Raw genomic sequence first — 18,725 nt, forward strand, 5'->3', positions numbered from 1 at the left:
TGCTCTACTTTACACAAGAAAAACCTCACCGCTTTAACACTTAAAAATAGAAAAAGAACAGCCGATACATATACTCAAACTGTTCTCCTACTTCCAAAATCCACGCAGCATTGACAATACTGTTTCCAGACATGATCTGCTGCATTTATAAGGCATCCCAGATTCCTTTATTTTCAAAATTAAATGCCGCATTTCGTGCATCCTCTACAATTTCCTTGTCATAACCTAACATATCCAAAAGCTGAATCGCATTTCGGGATGTGGCTCTTCCCTTTTTCAGGATATAGGAAAATACCACCTCTTTTTCCTGTACGTCTTCCTCAAAATGATAGTTTTCATACTGGGAATCCAAAATGTACGACAGTTCTATGTCATGAGTAGCTGCAAAAGGCAGCACCCATTTTTGCCGAAGTGCATTTAAAATTCTGGATGAAGCAGCAATCCTCTCAACCGTATTTGTACCTCGAAGCACTTCATCAATAATACATAAAAGTGGCTCCCTTTTCTTACTTTCTTCCAATATTCGTTTCAGCGACTTGATTTCTACAATAAAATAGCTCTCTCCACTCTCTATATCATCCCGCAATGCCATAGATGTCATAACTTTCAAAAACGGTGCCTGGTAGAATGAACAAGTACAGGTAACAAGCGTCTGGGCAAGAATACTGTTCATTGCAACATTTTTTAGGAATGTAGATTTTCCGGATGCGTTAGAACCGGTTACCAAAGTTCCTCCGGCTACTTGAAAGCTATTGGCAACTGCCTCCTGAAGCAGTGGGTGATACAGATCTTCTACAGCCATTTCAATCTGCGTGACACCACTTTCCCAGCTTTTAAACTCAGGTTTGCACCAAAGCGTAAGAAGTTCCCGAAAAGATGCAATGGAAATACACGCGTCCAGTTCTCCAATATTATCAATAAGCTTCAAAATAGAGTCCGTTTTGTCCTGAATTTTTTTCAAAAGACCGTTATAAACCAGAATGTCTATATGAGTCAGCATTCTGATATAGTCCATAAGAATCTGTGCCGGATCTCCTCCATCTGTATTTTTACTGGTCAAAAAAATTGCTTTCCGGTTAAGACCCTTAAACACCGCTCTGGCTTCTGCAATAGCAGACATCTGCTTTCTTGTTTCTGACCATTGCACATTCTTTATTTTTTCTGCAACAGATAACATTCGAAGCAAGTGTGCATAACAATCCAGGTAAGCTTCGATTAATTTTCGGTCATTGCCTGCATAATAAATTGTAATATTTGTTATCATTAAGACTATGAAGCAAAAAAAGCCAACTACTGGCTTCACAGGTAAAAGCACTGCAACATTCAACACCAGCAGTATCAACATAAACCAATGGATTCCTGTTTTTACCTCAGAAGAACTTTTAAGAGCCAATACCGTATCCGACAAAGAACCTAATCTCGTTTTTCCAATCTGCGACAGGAGCAGCTGCATATGCTCCCGTTCTTTTTCATGTTGGGAAAAAAAATCTATCAACTCATCTCTTTTGTCTATTTCAGCCTGAGAAAATACCGGTCTTCGCATCATATCATAAAGCACATCTTCCCCAGGAGAAGAAATCGTCTGATTTACCATCTTATAAAGGCGATCCATATCCAGATCATTCCAGGTAATATCATCTATTGCGAAACCTTCTTTTTCTCTTCGCCTAAAATAATGGGAAATCTGCTCAATGTCACCAGGCTCATATTGTCTGGTATACGGCTTCCCCCAGTTTCTTCGAATTTTAGTCAAGATACGCTTTTTATTTTTATAATTTTCATATATAATCCATAAAACAAATAGCAAAAGGCATACTGCTATTGTCAAGATTACTGATACATATGGATTCATTCCGCTTTCACCTCTTTTATGTAATCAATTCAATAGAATTGTATTTTTTAGTTCTCATGCCGCAGCTCCCATAGGATGCTGGCTGTCATACACCAGGCAGATCTGGCGCTCCGGAATTTCATCTTTTAATGGGATCTGTACGATCTCTTTTTTCAAAAGGGAAGGTGCAGCCATCGGCTGGGGCAAAAAGGCAAGCCCGAGCTCGCATTTTACCAGAGGCAGGATCTGATCCGCAGTGGCAGCTTCCGTATCCGGGGAAAGATCCAGGCCATGAGATAAAAATACGCTGTTGTAAAATTTATAGGTCATAGTTTCCCGCCCAAGAGAAATCATCGGATAGTTCTTTACCTCCCGAAGGGAAAGTTCCTGGCTGCCAAGGGCGGTAAAAGTAGTGCCACCAACCAGGATCTCCTGAAAGGGCATGAGCATGATCTGTTTCAATGGGGAATCCACCTCTGCCGGAGTGGAAACTACTGCAAAATCAATCCAATTCATGGCCCGGGTAATATTAGGCTGGCTGTTGTTTAACGCCTGAGCCGCCTTGGTAAAGTTGTGGTATTTTGCCACATAATAAAAGATCTTATAATACTCGAAGTTAACGTCCATAATATTTTTCCTTTTCTTTTGGCGTATCATATGTTTATTCCAGCTATATCAATTATAGTTTTTACTTATTTCTACGTCAAGCGTATTATGTACTCGAAAATCATATGGCGTTGTACTTGCCATATGTTTCCCTCTTAAGGTAGAAACTACCACCCCTCCCCTGTATATCGCTTAAGAGGAAAATACCCTTTAGGATGATTTCTACTCCTAAAGGGTATTTTTATAAATAATTATTTATTTAATTTATGAAATAATATAAAACAATACTTAACCGCTCAGGTATTTTCCGGATAAATCCCAATAAACGTTAGAAGCGGAAGTACACGGAAATCATGTAAAACAATTTTCATTTCCCTGGCTTTTTTCCCCTTAACAGGAATGATCTTCTGATAGCCAATTACCGTTCCTGTGTAAATACTGTTCCATATTTCCCCTTCTTTAACAAATACCTCATATTTTTCTACTCTCTGGCTATAGCAGACAGCCTCTTTTAATACCAGATACCCCAAATTGTATGAGTCGTCCAGGCAAATCGTTATCTCTACTGGCAGCTCACTGCTTTCAGGCTGATACCATGCTTCCAAAGTATCCTCTGTCAAATTGGAAGCCGGATGCGCTGGATCTTCATTTTCCGAAAAAACATGTGCTGTACTCATTAAATTATGAGCAAAAGATTTCTTTTTCCAGCTTCCAAATTCTTCCAGACGTTTAACATCATTTTTATGAAGAAGTCCGTTTGGCATAGGTGGAATGTTTAACAAAAAGGTTGCATTTCCTCCAACAGCCCCAATATAGATATGAACCAGCTCTTCCAGACTTTTCACCTGATCATCTTCTTCTGGATGATAAAACCATCCAGGTCTTATAGAAGTATTTACTTCTGCCGGATACCAGATCAGATCCGTTTCACCTTCAAGCGCTTTTCTGCTTCCAAGATCTTCCATATCACTGGTAATCCGGCGCATTCTGAATTCCTCATCATCGGTCTGCTGGCTTCTTTCCTGTACACTCTCTGCAAGTGCTGTACGCGCAGGAACAACACTCCACTCAGATTTTCTTACATCGCCAGCTTCATTTCCACACCATCGGATATCTGGCCCGCACACACAGATACATGCGTCTGGCTGATATTTTCGAACACATTCGTAATAGCGATTCCAGTCATAGACCTGTTTTTTCCCATTAGGTCCTTCCCCACATGCACCATCCAGCCAGACACTGAAAATATCCCCATAGCCGGTGAGAAGCTCAGTCAGCTGTGCCAGATAGTAATCGTCATATTCTTTTCCACTTCCATAGCAAGGCTGATTGCGGTCCCATGGGGAAAGATAAATTCCAAATTTCATTCCATGGCGGTGGCATGCTTCGGACACTTCCCGAACCACATCTCCCCTGCCATTTTTCCATGGGCTTGCTGCAACGCTGTGACTGGTATATCTGGTAGGCCACAGGCAGAAACCGTCATGGTGCTTACAGGTAAGAATTACGCCTTTCATGCCGGCATTTTGTGCTGCAGTCACCCACTGGTCTGCGTCAAACTCTGTAGGATTAAAAATTTGCGGATTTTCCGTTCCATCTCCCCATTCCCGATTGGTATATGTATTCATTCCAAAATGAAAAAACGCATAAAACTCTGTTGCCTGATAGGCAAGCTGACGGCGGGAGGGAACAATTTTTATTAATTCCTGATCAGTTGGCATATGATTTCTCCTTTAATTTTCATATATTTTTCAGAAAGAAGATACTATGCAGACAGCTGCAAAAAATAGTTTCATCCCTTCAACCCGCCTGCACCGATTCCCTGAAGCAGATATCTCTGTCCAATGAGATAGATAATAATTGTTGGGATCATAACGATTACAAGTCCGGCAAACAGGGCACCCCAGTCTGTAGCATATTTCTGCACCTCAAACAAATTTGCCATACCGATGGGAAGGGTTTTCTTTGCATCTTCCGTAAGAAGAACAAGTGCCAGTGGATATTCATTCCAGAAGCCCATGGCACTTAACATGGTAATGGTAGCGATTCCGGGTTTTGCAAGAGGCACCATAACTCTTAATAACAGCTGGATATTAGTAGCACCGTCAATTCTTGCAGACTCCTCATAATCCCTTGGTACCGCAGACATAAATCCCTGCAAGGTAAAGATACAGAAAGGAAACTGCATAACTGCATAAACAAGACATAATACCGGCAGGTTATTTAATCCGTTCACAGCCTGTAATTCCAGAAACAAAGGAATCATAATGTAAGTAGCCTGCAGAAAAATGCAAGCCATGTAGACCGTAGAAATCAGCCTGCTGCCCACAAAACGGTATCTTGCCAGTACATAAGAGATGGGAATGACAAAAAGCAGAAGCAATACAGTGGAAAGCACTGTCACAAATATGGAATTTCCAAAATAAGCGGCGATATTTGCTTTCTGCCATGCTGCCACAAAATTATCCAGATTCAAAGCTGCGGGCAATGCATAAGGATCTGTCAGATATTCTGCATTTGTCTTAAACGCAGACATCAGATTCCAGAAAAGCGGATACAAAAAGATAACGGTAAACAGAATCATCAGGATCCTGATACACCAGGTTCTTACAGTTTTCATCAGTCTCCCTCCCTATTCTTTTTCAGATGATACTTTTTTAGAAATCATTGCAAGCACGATTGCAAGAATCAGGGTAAACATGGCAATTGCCATGGCATATCCAAAATTGGCGTTTCGCATACCCTGGGTATACATATACTGTAAAAGTACACTGGAAGCACCATTTGGTCCTCCACCTGTCATAACATTGGACAGGGTAAAACTTAAGTTGATAGTACCAGACAGGGAAAGTATATAGGTCGTTCCAATAGATCTGCGAAGCAGCGGAATGGTGATCTTAAAGAACTTCTGCACTCCTGTTGCGCCATCAATGGAAGCAGCTTCATAAACCTCCTGGGAAATCCCATCAATGGAAGCCACATGCATGACCATGTAATAACCAATGGCCTGCCACACCAAGGCCGCACCAATACACCAGAGAGCTGTTTTTCCCTCTCCAAGCCATGCATGTTTCCAGGTGGAGAGATGGAACAGATCCAGTATATGATTCAGAATTCCTCTTGTGGGATTAAACACAAAGGACCACACAATACCAACTACAGTCATGGAAACAATACTTGGGAAAAAGAATACGGTCCGGTAAAATGACTTTTCCTTAAGCTGTCCCTGAGTAAGGATAAATGCAAATACAAGACTTAGAAATATGGTCACAGCCGGGATTACCAGCATCAGCTTAAGAGTATTAAACAGTGCCTGAAGAAAATCCTTATCCTGGAACATATACCTGTAATTATCCAAAAATACAAATTTGCTGTTAAAGCCTACGCTAAGTGCAGTGGAACTGGTAAAAGACAGATAAATGGCATTTACCATAGGGACAATCATAAAAACAATGGTTAAGATCAATGCAGGAAGCGTACACAGGGCTATAAATAATCTGGGCTTTTTTACCACGCTTGCTCACCTCTTTAAATTTAAATATTGAATAACTGTGGATGACATCACCGATTGGCAATATATCTATTTAGGGTTACAAAAGGCTGCCGCATACATTGTGCAGCAGCCTTTCCATGCTTTACCGTTTTTATCCGGCTGGCATATGAAGTTTAGTTGGCAGCTTCCATATCAGCACGAACCTGTGCGAAAGCAGCTTCTACGTTCTGTGCCCACTCTTCTACTGTCATTTCATCGTTCATAACAGAAGTGATCGGGTTGAAAATCTCATCTTTCGGGTTGATCTTGCAGTCAGCCGGAACTGCTGCAAAGCTCATGATCAGGGAGGAAGCATTTGCCTCTTCGTAGATTCCGTACATATTGTAGATTGCAGTAGACAGCTTATCTTTTGCTACTTCACGGGCACTCTTGGTAGCATAGAGGGCACCGGAAGCCTCTGCAAAAGCAGATACGGATTCATCGCTGTACAGGAAACGGAGAAATTCTTTTGCAAGCTCTGGGTTCTTGGCAGCTGCCGGAATAGAGAACTGCTCGCAGCTGTCAAATACATAATGCACATCATCAGCATTCTCGGTTGGGATCGGAGCCATTGCAAACTCGAATCCGTCTTCTCTTGGAGCATCCTGCATCTCATTTTCCATCCAAGTTCCGTTCGTGATAAATGCAGCTTTTCCAAGCATCATCTCTGTCTGGGACTCAGTATGGTTCATACCTACAGTACCCTCTAACAGGTTGCCTTTCTCTGCAATTTCTTTGATATGGGTAAGAGCCTTTAACACACCTTCGTTGTTGAAGGAGCCTTCCTCATAATTGGCAATCTTGGTAAGAGCTTCCTCGCCGCATTCATTTGCAATTGCCGGCCAGAGCATTTCTTCCATATATCCCGGATAAATTCCCTGATAGGTAAAAAGAGCACGTCCGTCAATATCCTTTAAGGTATCGCCAAGTGCAAAAAACTCGTCCCATGTTTTTGGAACTTCCAGATTGTTCTCATCGAAAAAGGTCTTGTTGTAGATCAGACCCTGCGGACCGCTGCTAAATGGTGCAAGATAGATTTCGCCATCTCCGTAAGGAGCACATTTGGTACTGGAAAGAATACCGTCTGTAATATCATCCCGAAGAGTTCCGGTTCCTGCATAGTTCTCTCCGTCAAATACATCGTCCAGGTTCAGAAGCGCATGCTCTTTGATCAGGGAAAGGATTACGCCATCCTCAGCGCCATCATTAAGGCAGATAAAATCCGGTGCGTTTCCGGCTACGATCTGTGGGCGGATAATATCACCAATAGTCGGGCTAATAGTCATGTTTACTTTCACGCCCTCATGGCTCTCTTCGAAAAGCTCTACCATCTGGTTCCAGTAAGCATCTCCGTATCCACCCTGGAAAATGGCAATGTTCAGTTCCTGTTCTTCTGCTTCCGCAAATGCTGTGAGCGGGGAAAGTACAGTAGCTGCACTCATGGCAAGAATCATTGCAGATGCTGCAAATCTTTTTTTCATAGGTTGTTTCCTCCTTCTTGTTGGCTTTTATTACGTTTGCCTGATGATGCTATTATAGTGCAAAAATCTTTTGTCGTAAATTAACAAAACAATTCTCATTATGGAACATTTTCTTGTAAATAATATCTGATATGGATTTTCTTGCAGCATATATGTATTATTTTTTCATCTTTTGCTTTTTACATAGATTATTCTGTTTTTTTCCTGTATAATGAATGAAAATAATAATATTTTGACAGATACCCGTCAGTGGTCAGCAACAGGAGGAGCCTCCATGGAAAAAAAACATCATTTTCAGGGATTTCGTAAATTCAGCATCAAAACAAGACTTGTAATTGCCCTTCTGATGATTTCTATTATCCCATTAGCAGGAATCAGCGGCTATTCTTTTCATATATTTTCCGCGGCACTTCAAGAGAAGCTTTCTGCATCTATTTCCCAGACCCTGTCCATGATCAATCTGAATATGGTAAGTGAAGTCGAGAAATATCAGTATTTGTGTGGTTCCATCTGTATCAGCCAGGAAATCAAGGAAGGTCTTCTGAAAAAAGATATGACTGATATGGAAAAGAATCAGGCAATTATCGAAATCCAGAAGATGATCCGGAGCAAGATCATTTACCCTGCTCAGGCGAAAAATATTACTGTTTATGATACAGATGGAAATATTTTTTATGATCTGGGCTATGACGGGTTCTATCAGGAAGATGTGGACCGGATCCTATCGCAGCTTGAGGAGCAGGAACAGGATGTGTGGGCTTATGCACATACTTACCGTGACAGAAATATTCTGGTTCTCGGAAGAAGGATTTACGAGCAATATTCCAAAAGCCGGGTGATCGGATACACTCTGATTTCTATTGAAGAAAAAATCTTTTCCAAGACGGTACTGGAGCCTGTGGGACTGTCAGATTCTTCCAATATTATGTATATGAATCTGGATGGAACGGTGCTCTCTTCCTGGAACCGAAGTATCGCCCTGGGGGAGAAAACTAATGAGGAGCTTCTGAAAAAAATCCAGGAAAGGCTTCCAAAGAAAACCGATTCCTTTAGTATTCAGGAGGATGGAGAGGAACAGCTGGTGACCTATATTTTTAATAAAAATCTGAATCAGCTGTTTGTATATACCATGCCTTACCACTATATCAATTCAGAGGTTTATGCCATGCTGAAACAGATTCTTGTGGTGGTAGTGTTTCTGGTTTTACTATGCATCGTAATTGTAGCCATGGTATATCAGGGAATTATGTCTCCTATTAAAAGAATGCTGGAATTCTGCAGTGAGGTTTCCGAAGGAAATTTATCTGTGCGTATTCAGGACAAGCATAAGGATGAACTCTCCCGGCTTTCCGGCAGCATGGATCATATGGCAGATACCATCGAACATCTGATGGACCAGCAGAAGACTCAGGAAAAGAAAAAAAGAGAGCTGGAGCTGCAGATGCTTCAGTATCAGCTGAATCCTCATTTCCTTTTCAATACTCTGAACAGTCTTCGGTTTGTGGCTGCCATGCATAAGGATCAGATTGTAAGTGACGGAATCCAGGCGCTAAGCAGTCTTTTACAGAATACTCTTACTAATAAGAATGAATATATTACGATTCAGGAGGAACTGGAAAATCTGGAAAATTATTTTTCCATTCTTAGGATCCGATATGCAGGAAGCTTTGAATATTCTTTTCATGTAGAGGAGGATGAGCTGCTCTCCTGTCTGGTTCCAAAGCTTATTCTGCAGCCTCTGGCAGAAAACTCGGTGATGCACGGTTCGTCAGATAATGGCACGGTGATGGAGATTCAGATTACCTGCTGGCGGGAAGATGAGGATGTAATTATCGAACTGTCTGATGACGGTAAAGGCTTTGAGGTGACAGACGACGCCCTGGCGCCTCACCCGGAGCGGAAAAGGATTGGCGTCGCCAATGTAAATGACCGGATCCAGCTGAATTTCGGACGAAAATACGGGCTGAAAATTAACAGCCAGCCGGGAAAAGGAACTACTTGTACCCTGACCCTGCCGGAGCTTTATGCGGACACGCTTTCATAAAATACACAACTAGAGCCTTTTTCAAACACGCTCTGGTCAGAAAGGACGATACATGTACAGTATACTGATTGTGGATGATGAGCCCATTGTAAAAATTGCGCTTCGTTCCATCCTACCCTGGGAGGAGCATGGCTTTTCTATTTGCGGAACGGCATCAAATGGACTTGAGGCTCTGCCTTTGATCGAACAGCATCATCCGGATGTGATCATCACAGACCTGAAAATGCCTGGGATGGACGGGCTTGAGCTGATTCGGACTTTAAAGGAAAAGAATTGTCCGGGAGAAATTCTGGTGCTTAGCAATTACGAGGATTTTGATTCTGTGCGAAGTGCACTGCTGCTTGGTGCGGCAGATTATCTGCTGAAAATTAAGATCCAGCCAGATACCCTTCTTGCCTGTCTGAATAAAACGGTAGAAAAATTAAAGGACAGAGCACCCAGGCATTGGGAAACTGAAAAAAGGGATCAGGAAGAGAATATATCAAAGCTGCTGCTGGAATTTTTCCAGAAGGATATAAAGCTTTCAGATTTTATGGGACAGCATGCTAAAACCAGACTTGCATTTATGGAAGCTTCCTGCGCCGTCTGCTATGTAACCTTTGAGAAGTTTTTATCTAATGAAGCATTTTCCATCTCCGGGAGTCTTCTGCGGGATATGATCCTGGATGCGGTTCAGGGAGTGTTGCAGCCCTATATTCTGGTGCTGAACGATTATAGCGCACTGGTTATTTTTTCCCAGACTGAGCTGTCCGGCAGTGAAATTAAGGTGGAACAGTTGGTAAAAAAGCTATACAATCGTTTTACCATGTACCAGTCCTTTGCACCGGATATGCCCTATCAGGAGATGCTGAAAAATTACGAAGAAGCGCGAAGTGTGTTCCGGGAATTTTCCTCTAATGAGGGACACTATAAAACTGACGTTGCGAAGACCCTGGAGTACATGGAGGAAAATTACATGTACAGGCTGACCCTGTCTTCTATTTCTGCAAACGTAAATTTAAGCTCCAGTTATCTGTGCAGGATTTTTAAATCTGAGGTTGGCACAAGCATTACCAACTATCTGAATAATTTGCGGATACGCAAGGCTGCAACCTTGATCAAGGAGAATACCATGTCCATGAAAGAGATTTCTTCCATGGTAGGAATTGATGATCAGCTTTATTTCAGCAGGCTGTTTAAGAAATGCATGGGAATTTCGCCATCGGAATATGGAAAGAGGTATCATCAGTAGGCAAATCATAATGAAAGGAATAAATATATGGAATTGTATTTTAAAAATCCGGCAAAATGCTGGCTGGAGGGATTTCCACTGGGAAATGGACGAATGGGAGCGGTTATTCACGGAGCTTTGGACCATGAGGTATTACAGTTAAATGAGGATACCTTATGGTCAGGCTCTCCTTACAGCGGACAGACCGGACTTTCCCCTGAAGTAGTGAAGCAAGCCCGGGAGCTTGCAAAAGCCGGGAAATATGAAGAAGCAAAACAGGTTATGGAAAAGAAGCTGGAAGAAGCTGAGGATGTACAGGTTTATCTGCCCTTTGGGGATCTGCATCTGGATTTTGTGGATGATAATTATGATGCTGATGGAGATACAGCTGCAGGTACTTCGCCGGATTCAGATACAGCTGTGACAGATTATGAGAGACATTTGAATTTAGACCGGGCTGTGGCTTCTGAGTGCTATGTGAGAAATGGCGCTAAGCTTACACGTACCTGCTTTATCAGCGCACCGGCTCAGGGACTTGTGTATCAGATTAAAAGCAGCCGGCCCTTTTCTATTTTGGTCCACTGTGACGGAGCCTTTATCCGTGAGAAAAATTATACGGAAAATCATTTCACGCTTACCGGAATCTGTCCGGGAAGAAGCGGACTGAAAGTTACTAAGGAAAATAAACCGGAAGAATTCCTTTTCCCGGACGAACCAGAGCTTCAGGGTGTACACTTTATAGGAGAAGGGTGCGTAACTGCAGAAGGTGGAAGAGCTACTGGAGCTGCTGACGGAATTCTATTGGAGCATGTAACTGGGGTGGAAATCCGTATGGCAATCCGTACCAGCTTCCGGGGATTTGACAAAGCATATACTGAACAATATTCCGATGCCCAAATTCATCATATGCTGGCTACCGATTTAGAAAAACTTTCAAAACCATTTGAAGAGCTGCTGAACGAGCACGTAGAGGAATACAGGTCTTTTTATGGGAGAACTTCATTGAGACTGTGGGATGATGTACCGAAGATTTCTGCTGAAACTTCTCAGTATGATCTGCGGGAGCGTCTTGCAACATTTCATGAGGGCGCATCTGACCCGGAGCTTTATGCAATCCTGTTTGCTTTCGGAAAATATTTGCTCATCTCATCTTCCAGACCAGGGACCCAGGCTGCCAATCTGCAGGGAATCTGGAGCAATGATATTATTCCACCATGGTTCAGTGATTTCACCGTAAATATCAATACCGAAATGAATTACTGGATGACAGGGCCTCTGAATCTTGCCCAAATGCAGGAACCACTGGTAAATCTTTGCAAAGCGCTGGTTAAAAATGGACAGAAAACCGCCAGAGAACTGCTTAACTGTGAAGGAACTGCCTGTTTTCACAACACGGATATCTGGGGTAAAACTTCTCCTGCAACAGGAAAAGCGGTGTGGGCGTTCTGGCCTTTTGGGGAGGCATGGCTCTGCCGAAATCTGTTCGACCAGTACTTATTTACAGAAGATAAAGAGTATTTGAAAGAAATCATGCCTATACTTGAGGAAAATGTGCGATTCTGTCTGGCTCAGCTTCAGGAAACAGATCAGGGACTTGCTATCTGTCCCGCCACCTCACCGGAAAATCTATTTTATGAGGATTGTTCCGTGGCAGAATACAGCGAAAATACCCTGGCCATTGCAAGGAATCTGTTTCAGGATTATGTGAAAGGCTGCGAAGCGCTTGACTTGCAGAATCAGATAATGTGTGATGTGCTGGAAGCGCTGGAGCGCATGGTACCTACTGCTATTGGAAGCAAGGGACAGATTCTGGAATGGAACCAGGAATTTCCAGAACAGGATGTGCATCATCGCCATGTTTCTCATCTTTATGAGCTTCATCCTGGCTGCGGCATTACTCCACAGACACCAGAATTATATAAAGCAGTGAGAAAGAGTCTTGAACTTCGGGGGGATGAGGGAACCGGATGGAGTCTGGCTTGGAAGGTTCTGATGTGGGCCCGTATGGAAGATGGCGCTCATGTGGAGAAAATTATGAAAAACCTGTTTTATGTAGTAGATCCAATGGAAGAAATGGGAATACGAAGAGGTGGTATCTATCCCAATTTATTTTGTGCCCACCCACCGTTCCAGATTGACGGAAACTTAGGTTACAGTGCTGCTGTTGCCGAGATTCTGGTTCAAAGCCAGGGCGAAGAGCTTGTCCTTCTCCCTGCGCTCCCACCCTCCTGGAAAAATGGGGAAGCCACCGGGTTCATTGCCCGCGGAAACATCTGCGTGGATCTTAAATGGGAGGGGAAGAATGTCACCTACACCTTAACTCCTGCTCATGACACCACTATACGTCTCCGCGTTGGAAAAGGGGACGTGAGGGACTATTCACTGCGTGGGGGCGTGGCATACGAAGGAAATGGGATGCTAAGCTGAGGAAGAACTTTGTGAGAGCAGACGGTTTTCCGCCCGTCTTATTCGCCTGTTTATTCGTTACTCTGGAAGGCGCCCTTCGTACATAATACTCAGTTCACCATACACCTGTGCCCAGTTCCGGATCGTACTGGTCCATCTCTTGGTAACTTCAAATGTGGCAAGATACAGTGCCTTTAATAGAGCTGTATCGCTTGGAAATACGCTTCTCTGGCGATTCAGTTTCCGGTAGGTAGAATTCAGGGATTCAATGGTATTTGTAGTATAAATCACCATCCTGACCGTCGTCGAAAATTTAAAAATTGGAGAAATTCTATGCGTTGTTTTCTCATATTTGCAGATAACGCCAATCATCTAAACTAATTAAATATATTATAAGCAAGTGCATGTACCTAACATAAACCATGGATTGGCATGTAGCTTCTATACGAAAGCTTAATACCTATTTTTTATAGTTTCTTCAATCTAACTCATATATTTTTCCATATCAAGCTTCTTTTCTGATTTTGCAACAATTAGGGATGCTGTCACATCGCCCAGGCTGTTGCTCATTGCACGCATCATTCCAAGCAGGGAGTCCAGTCCCATGACCAGTCCGATTCCTGCAAGCGGAACATTCAACTGTGTCAGAAGTACAGACAGACATACAAGCCCCGCTCCTGGAACTCCTGGCGCACCTACAGAAAGAACAAACACGGAGAAAAACATAGACAGCATCATTCCACCGTTGATATCAACACCGAAAACTCTTGCCAGTGCCATGCCAAATATCACCAGATATATACAGGTTCCGTCCATATTTACCGTTGCCCCAAGGGGAATAGACAGGGAATAGATTTTCTTTGATATACCAAGTTTATTCTCGCAGGCATCCATGTTCACAATGATCGCCGCATTACTGGAAGCCATGCCGAACACCTGAAGCATTGTGGGACTGTATTTTTTCAAAAAGGGAATCGGATTCAAACGGCCGATTACTCCAAGTAATATACAATATACAGTGATCATCGCCACGATTCCTACTGCAAAAGTTCCCAGCATGGCCAGCATGGACAACAGCACATCCGGTCCTGTCTTTAATACAACCGATACAATGGAGCAAAAGGTTGCAACAGGTATGAAGCGTACCAGCATCACTGTAATCTTCAGGAACAGGTCATTGCATGCTTCGAATATATCCTTTAATAATCTGGAATGCTCCCCGATCTTCTCTAATGCAATTCCAATCAGAACTGCCAAAAAGATGAGCTGCATCATGTTGGAATCTAAAAACGGTTTTACAAAGTTTGCCGGAATGATTCCTACAATTGTATCCTTGATTGAAATACTTACATCCGAAACCGACACCGTAGCTGCATCTCCAGCCAGTTTTGCCGCAAGCTCTGGATTACCTGGCTTCAATAATTCAAACACACCTGTTGCCGTAAGAATTGCCAGAACCGTGGTAAGCAGGTAAAAGCCCATGACTTTTCCACCAATACGTCCGGCTTCTTTCAGATCTCCAAATTGGGAAATGCAGCATGCTATGGAGAAAAATACTACCGGGCCTACAATCATCTTCAAAGCATTCAGGAACATTGTGCTGATAGATGTAAAAATAGTATTGTTCAGTGCTTCGTTCACGCCTGAAGGTACAAACACTTTCATCAATACACCTATTACGATTGCAGCTATTAAAGCCAGCATTGTATGTAATACCATGGCATGGGGATTTTTCTGTACTGTAATTTCTACCAGGTTCATGTTGTTCTTGTTTTTATAGCGCAGTCTTTCTTCATTCGCCTTGAGAAGGACATCCCGGATTATTTTTTCTTCTTTTTCCTGTGCGCTCTGAAGATCATCATTTTCCTGGTCCAGTACTTCTTCTATGGTATGACCATAAATAAACTGGAATTTCTCACCACGGAGTGACAGATTCACATATACCCTGCCAAACCTTTTATTCAAAATAATGCAGATATTTTCATCAGGGTCTTTGGCATGCTCCCTTAATTTCACCAATACTTCCTCTACTAAAAGCATTGTCTTTATGGTCTGCTTTTTCTCTATGCCAAACTCTTCCAGACCTTCTTTGATAAACTCTATTCCCGCTTTTGTATGCTTCTGCTCTACCAGCAATCTTTTGCTCATAGTTCTTTTAATCCCTCCTAACCCTAAAATCTTTTATTTACAGTTTTTGATTCCACTTGACGTCATATAAGTTCCTACCAATACCGATATAACTGCAATAATACCGGAAATCAAATCGGTGTGTGAAGTTCTCCCATTTCTGATAAAATCGTCCGGACCTGTTCAGCATCATGAACAGAGATCATTAAATCAATATCATGAAATTCTGAAATAATCCCTTTAAAGTACAGCAGCATAGATGCGCCTAAAGCCCACTCTATATTTGCCTCATTAAATCGATGTGCAATTTTCTGTAGTAATTCAATTTTCTTCTGTATTTCAAGCATAATATCTCCCACTTGTATATTTATCTGGATAAAACATGTTTGTTACTGATTCCTACGGACCACTCTGCAAGGACTGCCTACAGCAATCACATTGTCGGGAATATTTTTTGTTACAACACTGCCTGCTCCAATCACAACATTATTCCCGATGGTAACGCCCGGTAAAATAATAGCTCCGCCACCAATCCATACATTATTTCCAATGATAACTGGTGCTGTTTGTGTTTTACAAAATTCAAATGATCCGTCTTCTTTAGGTATCCCGAAGCGATCTATGGCATTTGTCGGATGAAATGCCGTATAAATCTGTACATTCGGTGCAATTAAGGCATTATCACCGATACGAATTATATTGTCATCAAGAAAGGTACAATTCATATTTACTTCACAGTTATTTCCGAAGTAGATATTATTACCATAGTCAACGTAAAAAGGAGCCGTTATCCATAAGTTTTTGCCTTTTCCGCCAAGAAGTTCATTCAGAATTCGTTCTTTTTCATCTGCATCCGCAGAATTCATCTGATTATAATCTCTTACCAGATCTTTTGCCTTATGCCATTGTGTCAGCAGTTCCGCATCTCCACAATCGTACAGTTCTCCTGCCAGCATTTTTTCTCTTTCTGTCATAGGTCCCTCCATCTGATATCCAGTCCACATTGTTTTTTAATAATACCATAAAAACAGGACTTATAATATGTATTCCATTTGTCTTTCTTTTGTTCGCATCCCCATTTTCTCATAAAACTTTTCTGCTGAAGTATTTCCTGTCCATACATTCAATGTCACTTCATAGCAGCCCAGCTGCTTTGCTTCGTTTTTTACATATTCAAACAGGCTTTCACCAATATGCTGACCTCGTGCTTCCTGATCAATACACAGATCATCAATAAAAAGAGATTTAAATGGAACCATATTGTTTGAAAAAGGCTGCTCCCGTAATTGACAAAATGCATACCCTACGCAAACATCAGCCTCATTTACTGCAACATATATTGGTGTTTCTTTATTCTTCAAAATCTCTCTCAATTCGTCTATGGTATATTTTGTTGTACCCGGAATAAAAATATCAGGTCTTATATCTGCATGAATTTGCAGCACCTGTTTTAATAACTCTAAAATTCTCGGAATGTCTTTTTCTTTTGCGTCTCTAATCATCATTTTCGCTCTCCTTTTAACAGATTAATTTATCCTCATTTTCCTTCCCCAATCGCAATATTTCCATCTCTAAAATCAAGAAATACTATCAACCATGTTTTATCTGGCATCCTTTTACAAACTCAACTGCATTTTTAATATCTTCAGCATCTGGATGCCCTTTTGCAATTCCACCAACCAGTTTAAATGGACCAAATGTGTCATAGCCCTTGCATCCGAATTTTCCAATTACCTTAGAATGCTTCTTACTCAAAATCTGCTCTATGGATTTATAGTTCGCATTTCCACCATAAGTACAAATCAGAAATACCTTTTTGTTGTCTGGTAAGTTTTTCTCCGCAAATCCCAATAATGATTGATGAAATTTCGAAAAATAGATTCCCGATGCAAAACCAATCATATCATAGCTGCTCAGATCTGCATTTGGCTGCTTTACAGCATCAATCAAATCAACCTGACACTCTTCTGCTATGCGCTTTACTAATTTTTCTGTATTTCCATGATGCACAGATGCATATACGATTGCTTTTCTCATTTGTTTTCCTTTCTGAGAAAGTAAAGCGGATATTCCAGGTCCGCTTTGCTACTTGCTCATGAACGCAGTCGCTTCGTGACCTGTGTTCAAATTATCGAAGCTCCTATGTGTATGATATCTTTATATTATCATATATAGCTTAACTATTCTATATTCTTCGGATCAAAATAACCTGTTTTTGCAGACATTTGAGTATGCAAATCAGAAAAAGATCCCTTTGCAAAGCGAATGGCTAAAACGCCTCCACTTTACTGGGATCTTTTCATGCATACAATGTTAATGTACCTCGACGGTTAATCAGATTTCCCTGTCAAGCGGATATTCCAGGTCCGCTTCGCTACTTGATTCGGTTAAATACCATATTCACCAACTATGCCATCAATATCCGGCATTGGATTCTCCGACAGCTGGCAGCTACCCTTCTGTACCTGGGATTTATTTATAATTATATATGCACTTGCAAACTTCTGAGTCACAAGCTGCAGCTGTTCATCAGTAGTATCCTCTGGCACCAGGATAGTAACTGTGCTGTTCTGTAAGTTCACCCAGTCTGCTTCCATTACATCTGGATCAATCCCTTCCCTTCCACCATACGGTCTTCAAATTCTTACAGTAATTAAACAGGTAATTGTCCATCTCTCCAACCACGTTCACAAAAATCACTGTTTTCAATCCCTTACATTCCTCAAATAAACCTTTATTCGTATTTTCCAGAGGTGCATAACAAATCACAGTTTCCAGATCATGGCAGTGGGTAAAAGCACTATCCTCTATAGACTTCAATGTCTCCGGCAGAATCAGACAGCGCATTGGCAGCCACTCGCCTTCCTTCTGATTGGTTGCCATATCCGAATGCACATAATCTCTTGCACATTCAAAAGCATTATAAGAAATATTTTCTACCGGCACATCACCAATCGTACGCGGTATAATAACATCCACAGATGTTCCGATATACGCAGTAATTGTTCTGCTGTCTTCATCAAACTCAAAATCCTCTTCCGGTAATGCTTCATAAGGCATCTCTGTCAGGCACTCCACGGCTTCTTCCGAAACAGTTTCTTCTGCCCTTACCGGTACCGCAATTCCTGCCAGTATTGCAATTACAGTCAACAAAGTCAATATCCTTTTCTTCATTCTGCTGCCCCCTTTCCACAATCAATATTATGAAATCTTTACATTATCAGAATATAGTAAAAGAATTTTATTGTCACTATCATTACAGCCAGTAAAATTATGTTTAATCCAATAATTTTCCTTTACGATATGATCTGACCCAAAAGAATAGGTACACTGAAATTTACAGGACGAAGCAAAATTGCGGAAATAAGAAGCGTTTCTCGATTTCATTTCTGATTTCGAAAAACGCTATTTAAATGGCGGGTTCTGAGGGTACCTTGCCATCATTTCTTACCGCAATCGTAATATCTTCCATCAGCGTTCCACTGTTT

Annotated in this window: 17 protein-coding genes; 3 read left to right on the plus strand and 14 right to left on the minus strand. The window is 41.7% G+C overall.

The features are described from left to right. Nucleotides 1-145: 145 nt before the first annotated feature. From LIZ66_RS04515 to LIZ66_RS04540, 6 genes are all read right to left on the minus strand, one after another. The gene (locus tag LIZ66_RS04515) at nt 146-1,753 is read right to left on the minus strand and encodes a MutS-related protein (protein WP_227200478.1); all 1,608 of its coding nucleotides are present in this window, start codon (nt 1,751-1,753) and stop codon (nt 146-148) included. A 153-nt stretch (nt 1,754-1,906) separates the two neighbouring features. Next, on the minus strand, nt 1,907-2,458 hold the full coding sequence (locus LIZ66_RS04520) for a LysR family transcriptional regulator (protein WP_227200480.1): 552 nt from the start codon (nt 2,456-2,458) through the stop codon (nt 1,907-1,909). Between the two features lie 275 nt (nt 2,459-2,733). Continuing rightward, a complete protein-coding gene (locus LIZ66_RS04525; RefSeq protein WP_173771449.1) occupies nt 2,734-4,158 on the minus strand; it encodes an alpha-L-fucosidase in 1,425 nt (474 codons plus the stop codon). 71 nt (nt 4,159-4,229) lie between these two features. Beyond that, complete coding sequence (locus LIZ66_RS04530; RefSeq protein WP_173771446.1) at nt 4,230-5,057, minus strand: carbohydrate ABC transporter permease; 828 nt, start codon at nt 5,055-5,057, stop codon at nt 4,230-4,232. A gap of 12 nt (nt 5,058-5,069) precedes the next feature. Beyond that, entirely contained in the window at nt 5,070-5,951 is an 882-nt protein-coding gene (locus LIZ66_RS04535) for a carbohydrate ABC transporter permease (RefSeq protein WP_173771444.1), read from the minus strand. 152 nt (nt 5,952-6,103) lie between these two features. Beyond that, complete coding sequence (locus LIZ66_RS04540) at nt 6,104-7,450, minus strand: carbohydrate ABC transporter substrate-binding protein (protein WP_173771442.1); 1,347 nt, start codon at nt 7,448-7,450, stop codon at nt 6,104-6,106. A gap of 274 nt (nt 7,451-7,724) precedes the next feature. Here LIZ66_RS04540 and LIZ66_RS04545 point away from each other — a divergent pair, with 274 nt between their 5' ends. From LIZ66_RS04545 to LIZ66_RS04555, 3 genes are read left to right on the plus strand one after another with little or no spacing between them, the layout of a single operon-like run. Next, a complete protein-coding gene (locus tag LIZ66_RS04545) occupies nt 7,725-9,494 on the plus strand; it encodes a cache domain-containing sensor histidine kinase (protein WP_227200481.1) in 1,770 nt (589 codons plus the stop codon). Nucleotides 9,495-9,546: 52 nt separating this feature from the next. Continuing rightward, on the plus strand, nt 9,547-10,725 hold the full coding sequence (locus LIZ66_RS04550) for a response regulator transcription factor (RefSeq protein ID WP_195982960.1): 1,179 nt from the start codon (nt 9,547-9,549) through the stop codon (nt 10,723-10,725). Nucleotides 10,726-10,752: 27 nt separating this feature from the next. Continuing rightward, entirely contained in the window at nt 10,753-13,131 is a 2,379-nt protein-coding gene (locus LIZ66_RS04555; RefSeq protein ID WP_227200483.1) for a glycoside hydrolase family 95 protein, read from the plus strand. A 57-nt stretch (nt 13,132-13,188) separates the two neighbouring features. On the opposite strand, the gene LIZ66_RS04560 is transcribed toward LIZ66_RS04555, so the two are convergent. The 8 genes from LIZ66_RS04560 to LIZ66_RS04595 form a co-directional block, all read right to left on the minus strand. Beyond that, a complete protein-coding gene (locus LIZ66_RS04560) occupies nt 13,189-13,479 on the minus strand; it encodes a transposase (RefSeq protein ID WP_308768380.1) in 291 nt (96 codons plus the stop codon). Nucleotides 13,480-13,593: 114 nt separating this feature from the next. Then, entirely contained in the window at nt 13,594-15,258 is a 1,665-nt protein-coding gene (locus LIZ66_RS04565) for a dicarboxylate/amino acid:cation symporter (protein WP_227200486.1), read from the minus strand. 110 nt (nt 15,259-15,368) lie between these two features. Next, nucleotides 15,369-15,584, minus strand: a complete 216-nt coding sequence (locus LIZ66_RS04570) for a nucleotidyltransferase domain-containing protein (RefSeq protein ID WP_173717303.1) — start codon at nt 15,582-15,584, stop codon at nt 15,369-15,371. Between the two features lie 42 nt (nt 15,585-15,626). After that, entirely contained in the window at nt 15,627-16,211 is a 585-nt protein-coding gene (locus LIZ66_RS04575; protein WP_118578091.1) for a sugar O-acetyltransferase, read from the minus strand. 60 nt (nt 16,212-16,271) lie between these two features. Then, the gene (locus LIZ66_RS04580) at nt 16,272-16,742 is read right to left on the minus strand and encodes a GNAT family N-acetyltransferase (RefSeq protein ID WP_148462037.1); all 471 of its coding nucleotides are present in this window, start codon (nt 16,740-16,742) and stop codon (nt 16,272-16,274) included. Nucleotides 16,743-16,827: 85 nt separating this feature from the next. Next, nucleotides 16,828-17,274, minus strand: a complete 447-nt coding sequence (locus LIZ66_RS04585; RefSeq protein ID WP_173717304.1) for a flavodoxin family protein — start codon at nt 17,272-17,274, stop codon at nt 16,828-16,830. A 350-nt stretch (nt 17,275-17,624) separates the two neighbouring features. Continuing rightward, entirely contained in the window at nt 17,625-17,819 is a 195-nt protein-coding gene (locus LIZ66_RS04590; RefSeq protein ID WP_227200488.1) for a hypothetical protein, read from the minus strand. Nucleotides 17,820-17,844: 25 nt separating this feature from the next. After that, the gene (locus LIZ66_RS04595) at nt 17,845-18,411 is read right to left on the minus strand and encodes a leucine-rich repeat protein (RefSeq protein WP_227200490.1); all 567 of its coding nucleotides are present in this window, start codon (nt 18,409-18,411) and stop codon (nt 17,845-17,847) included. Between the last annotated feature and the right edge of the window lie 314 nt (nt 18,412-18,725).

This window comes from Blautia faecis, assembly GCF_020554845.1.
Taxonomy (GTDB): domain Bacteria; phylum Bacillota; class Clostridia; order Lachnospirales; family Lachnospiraceae; genus Blautia_A; species Blautia_A faecis.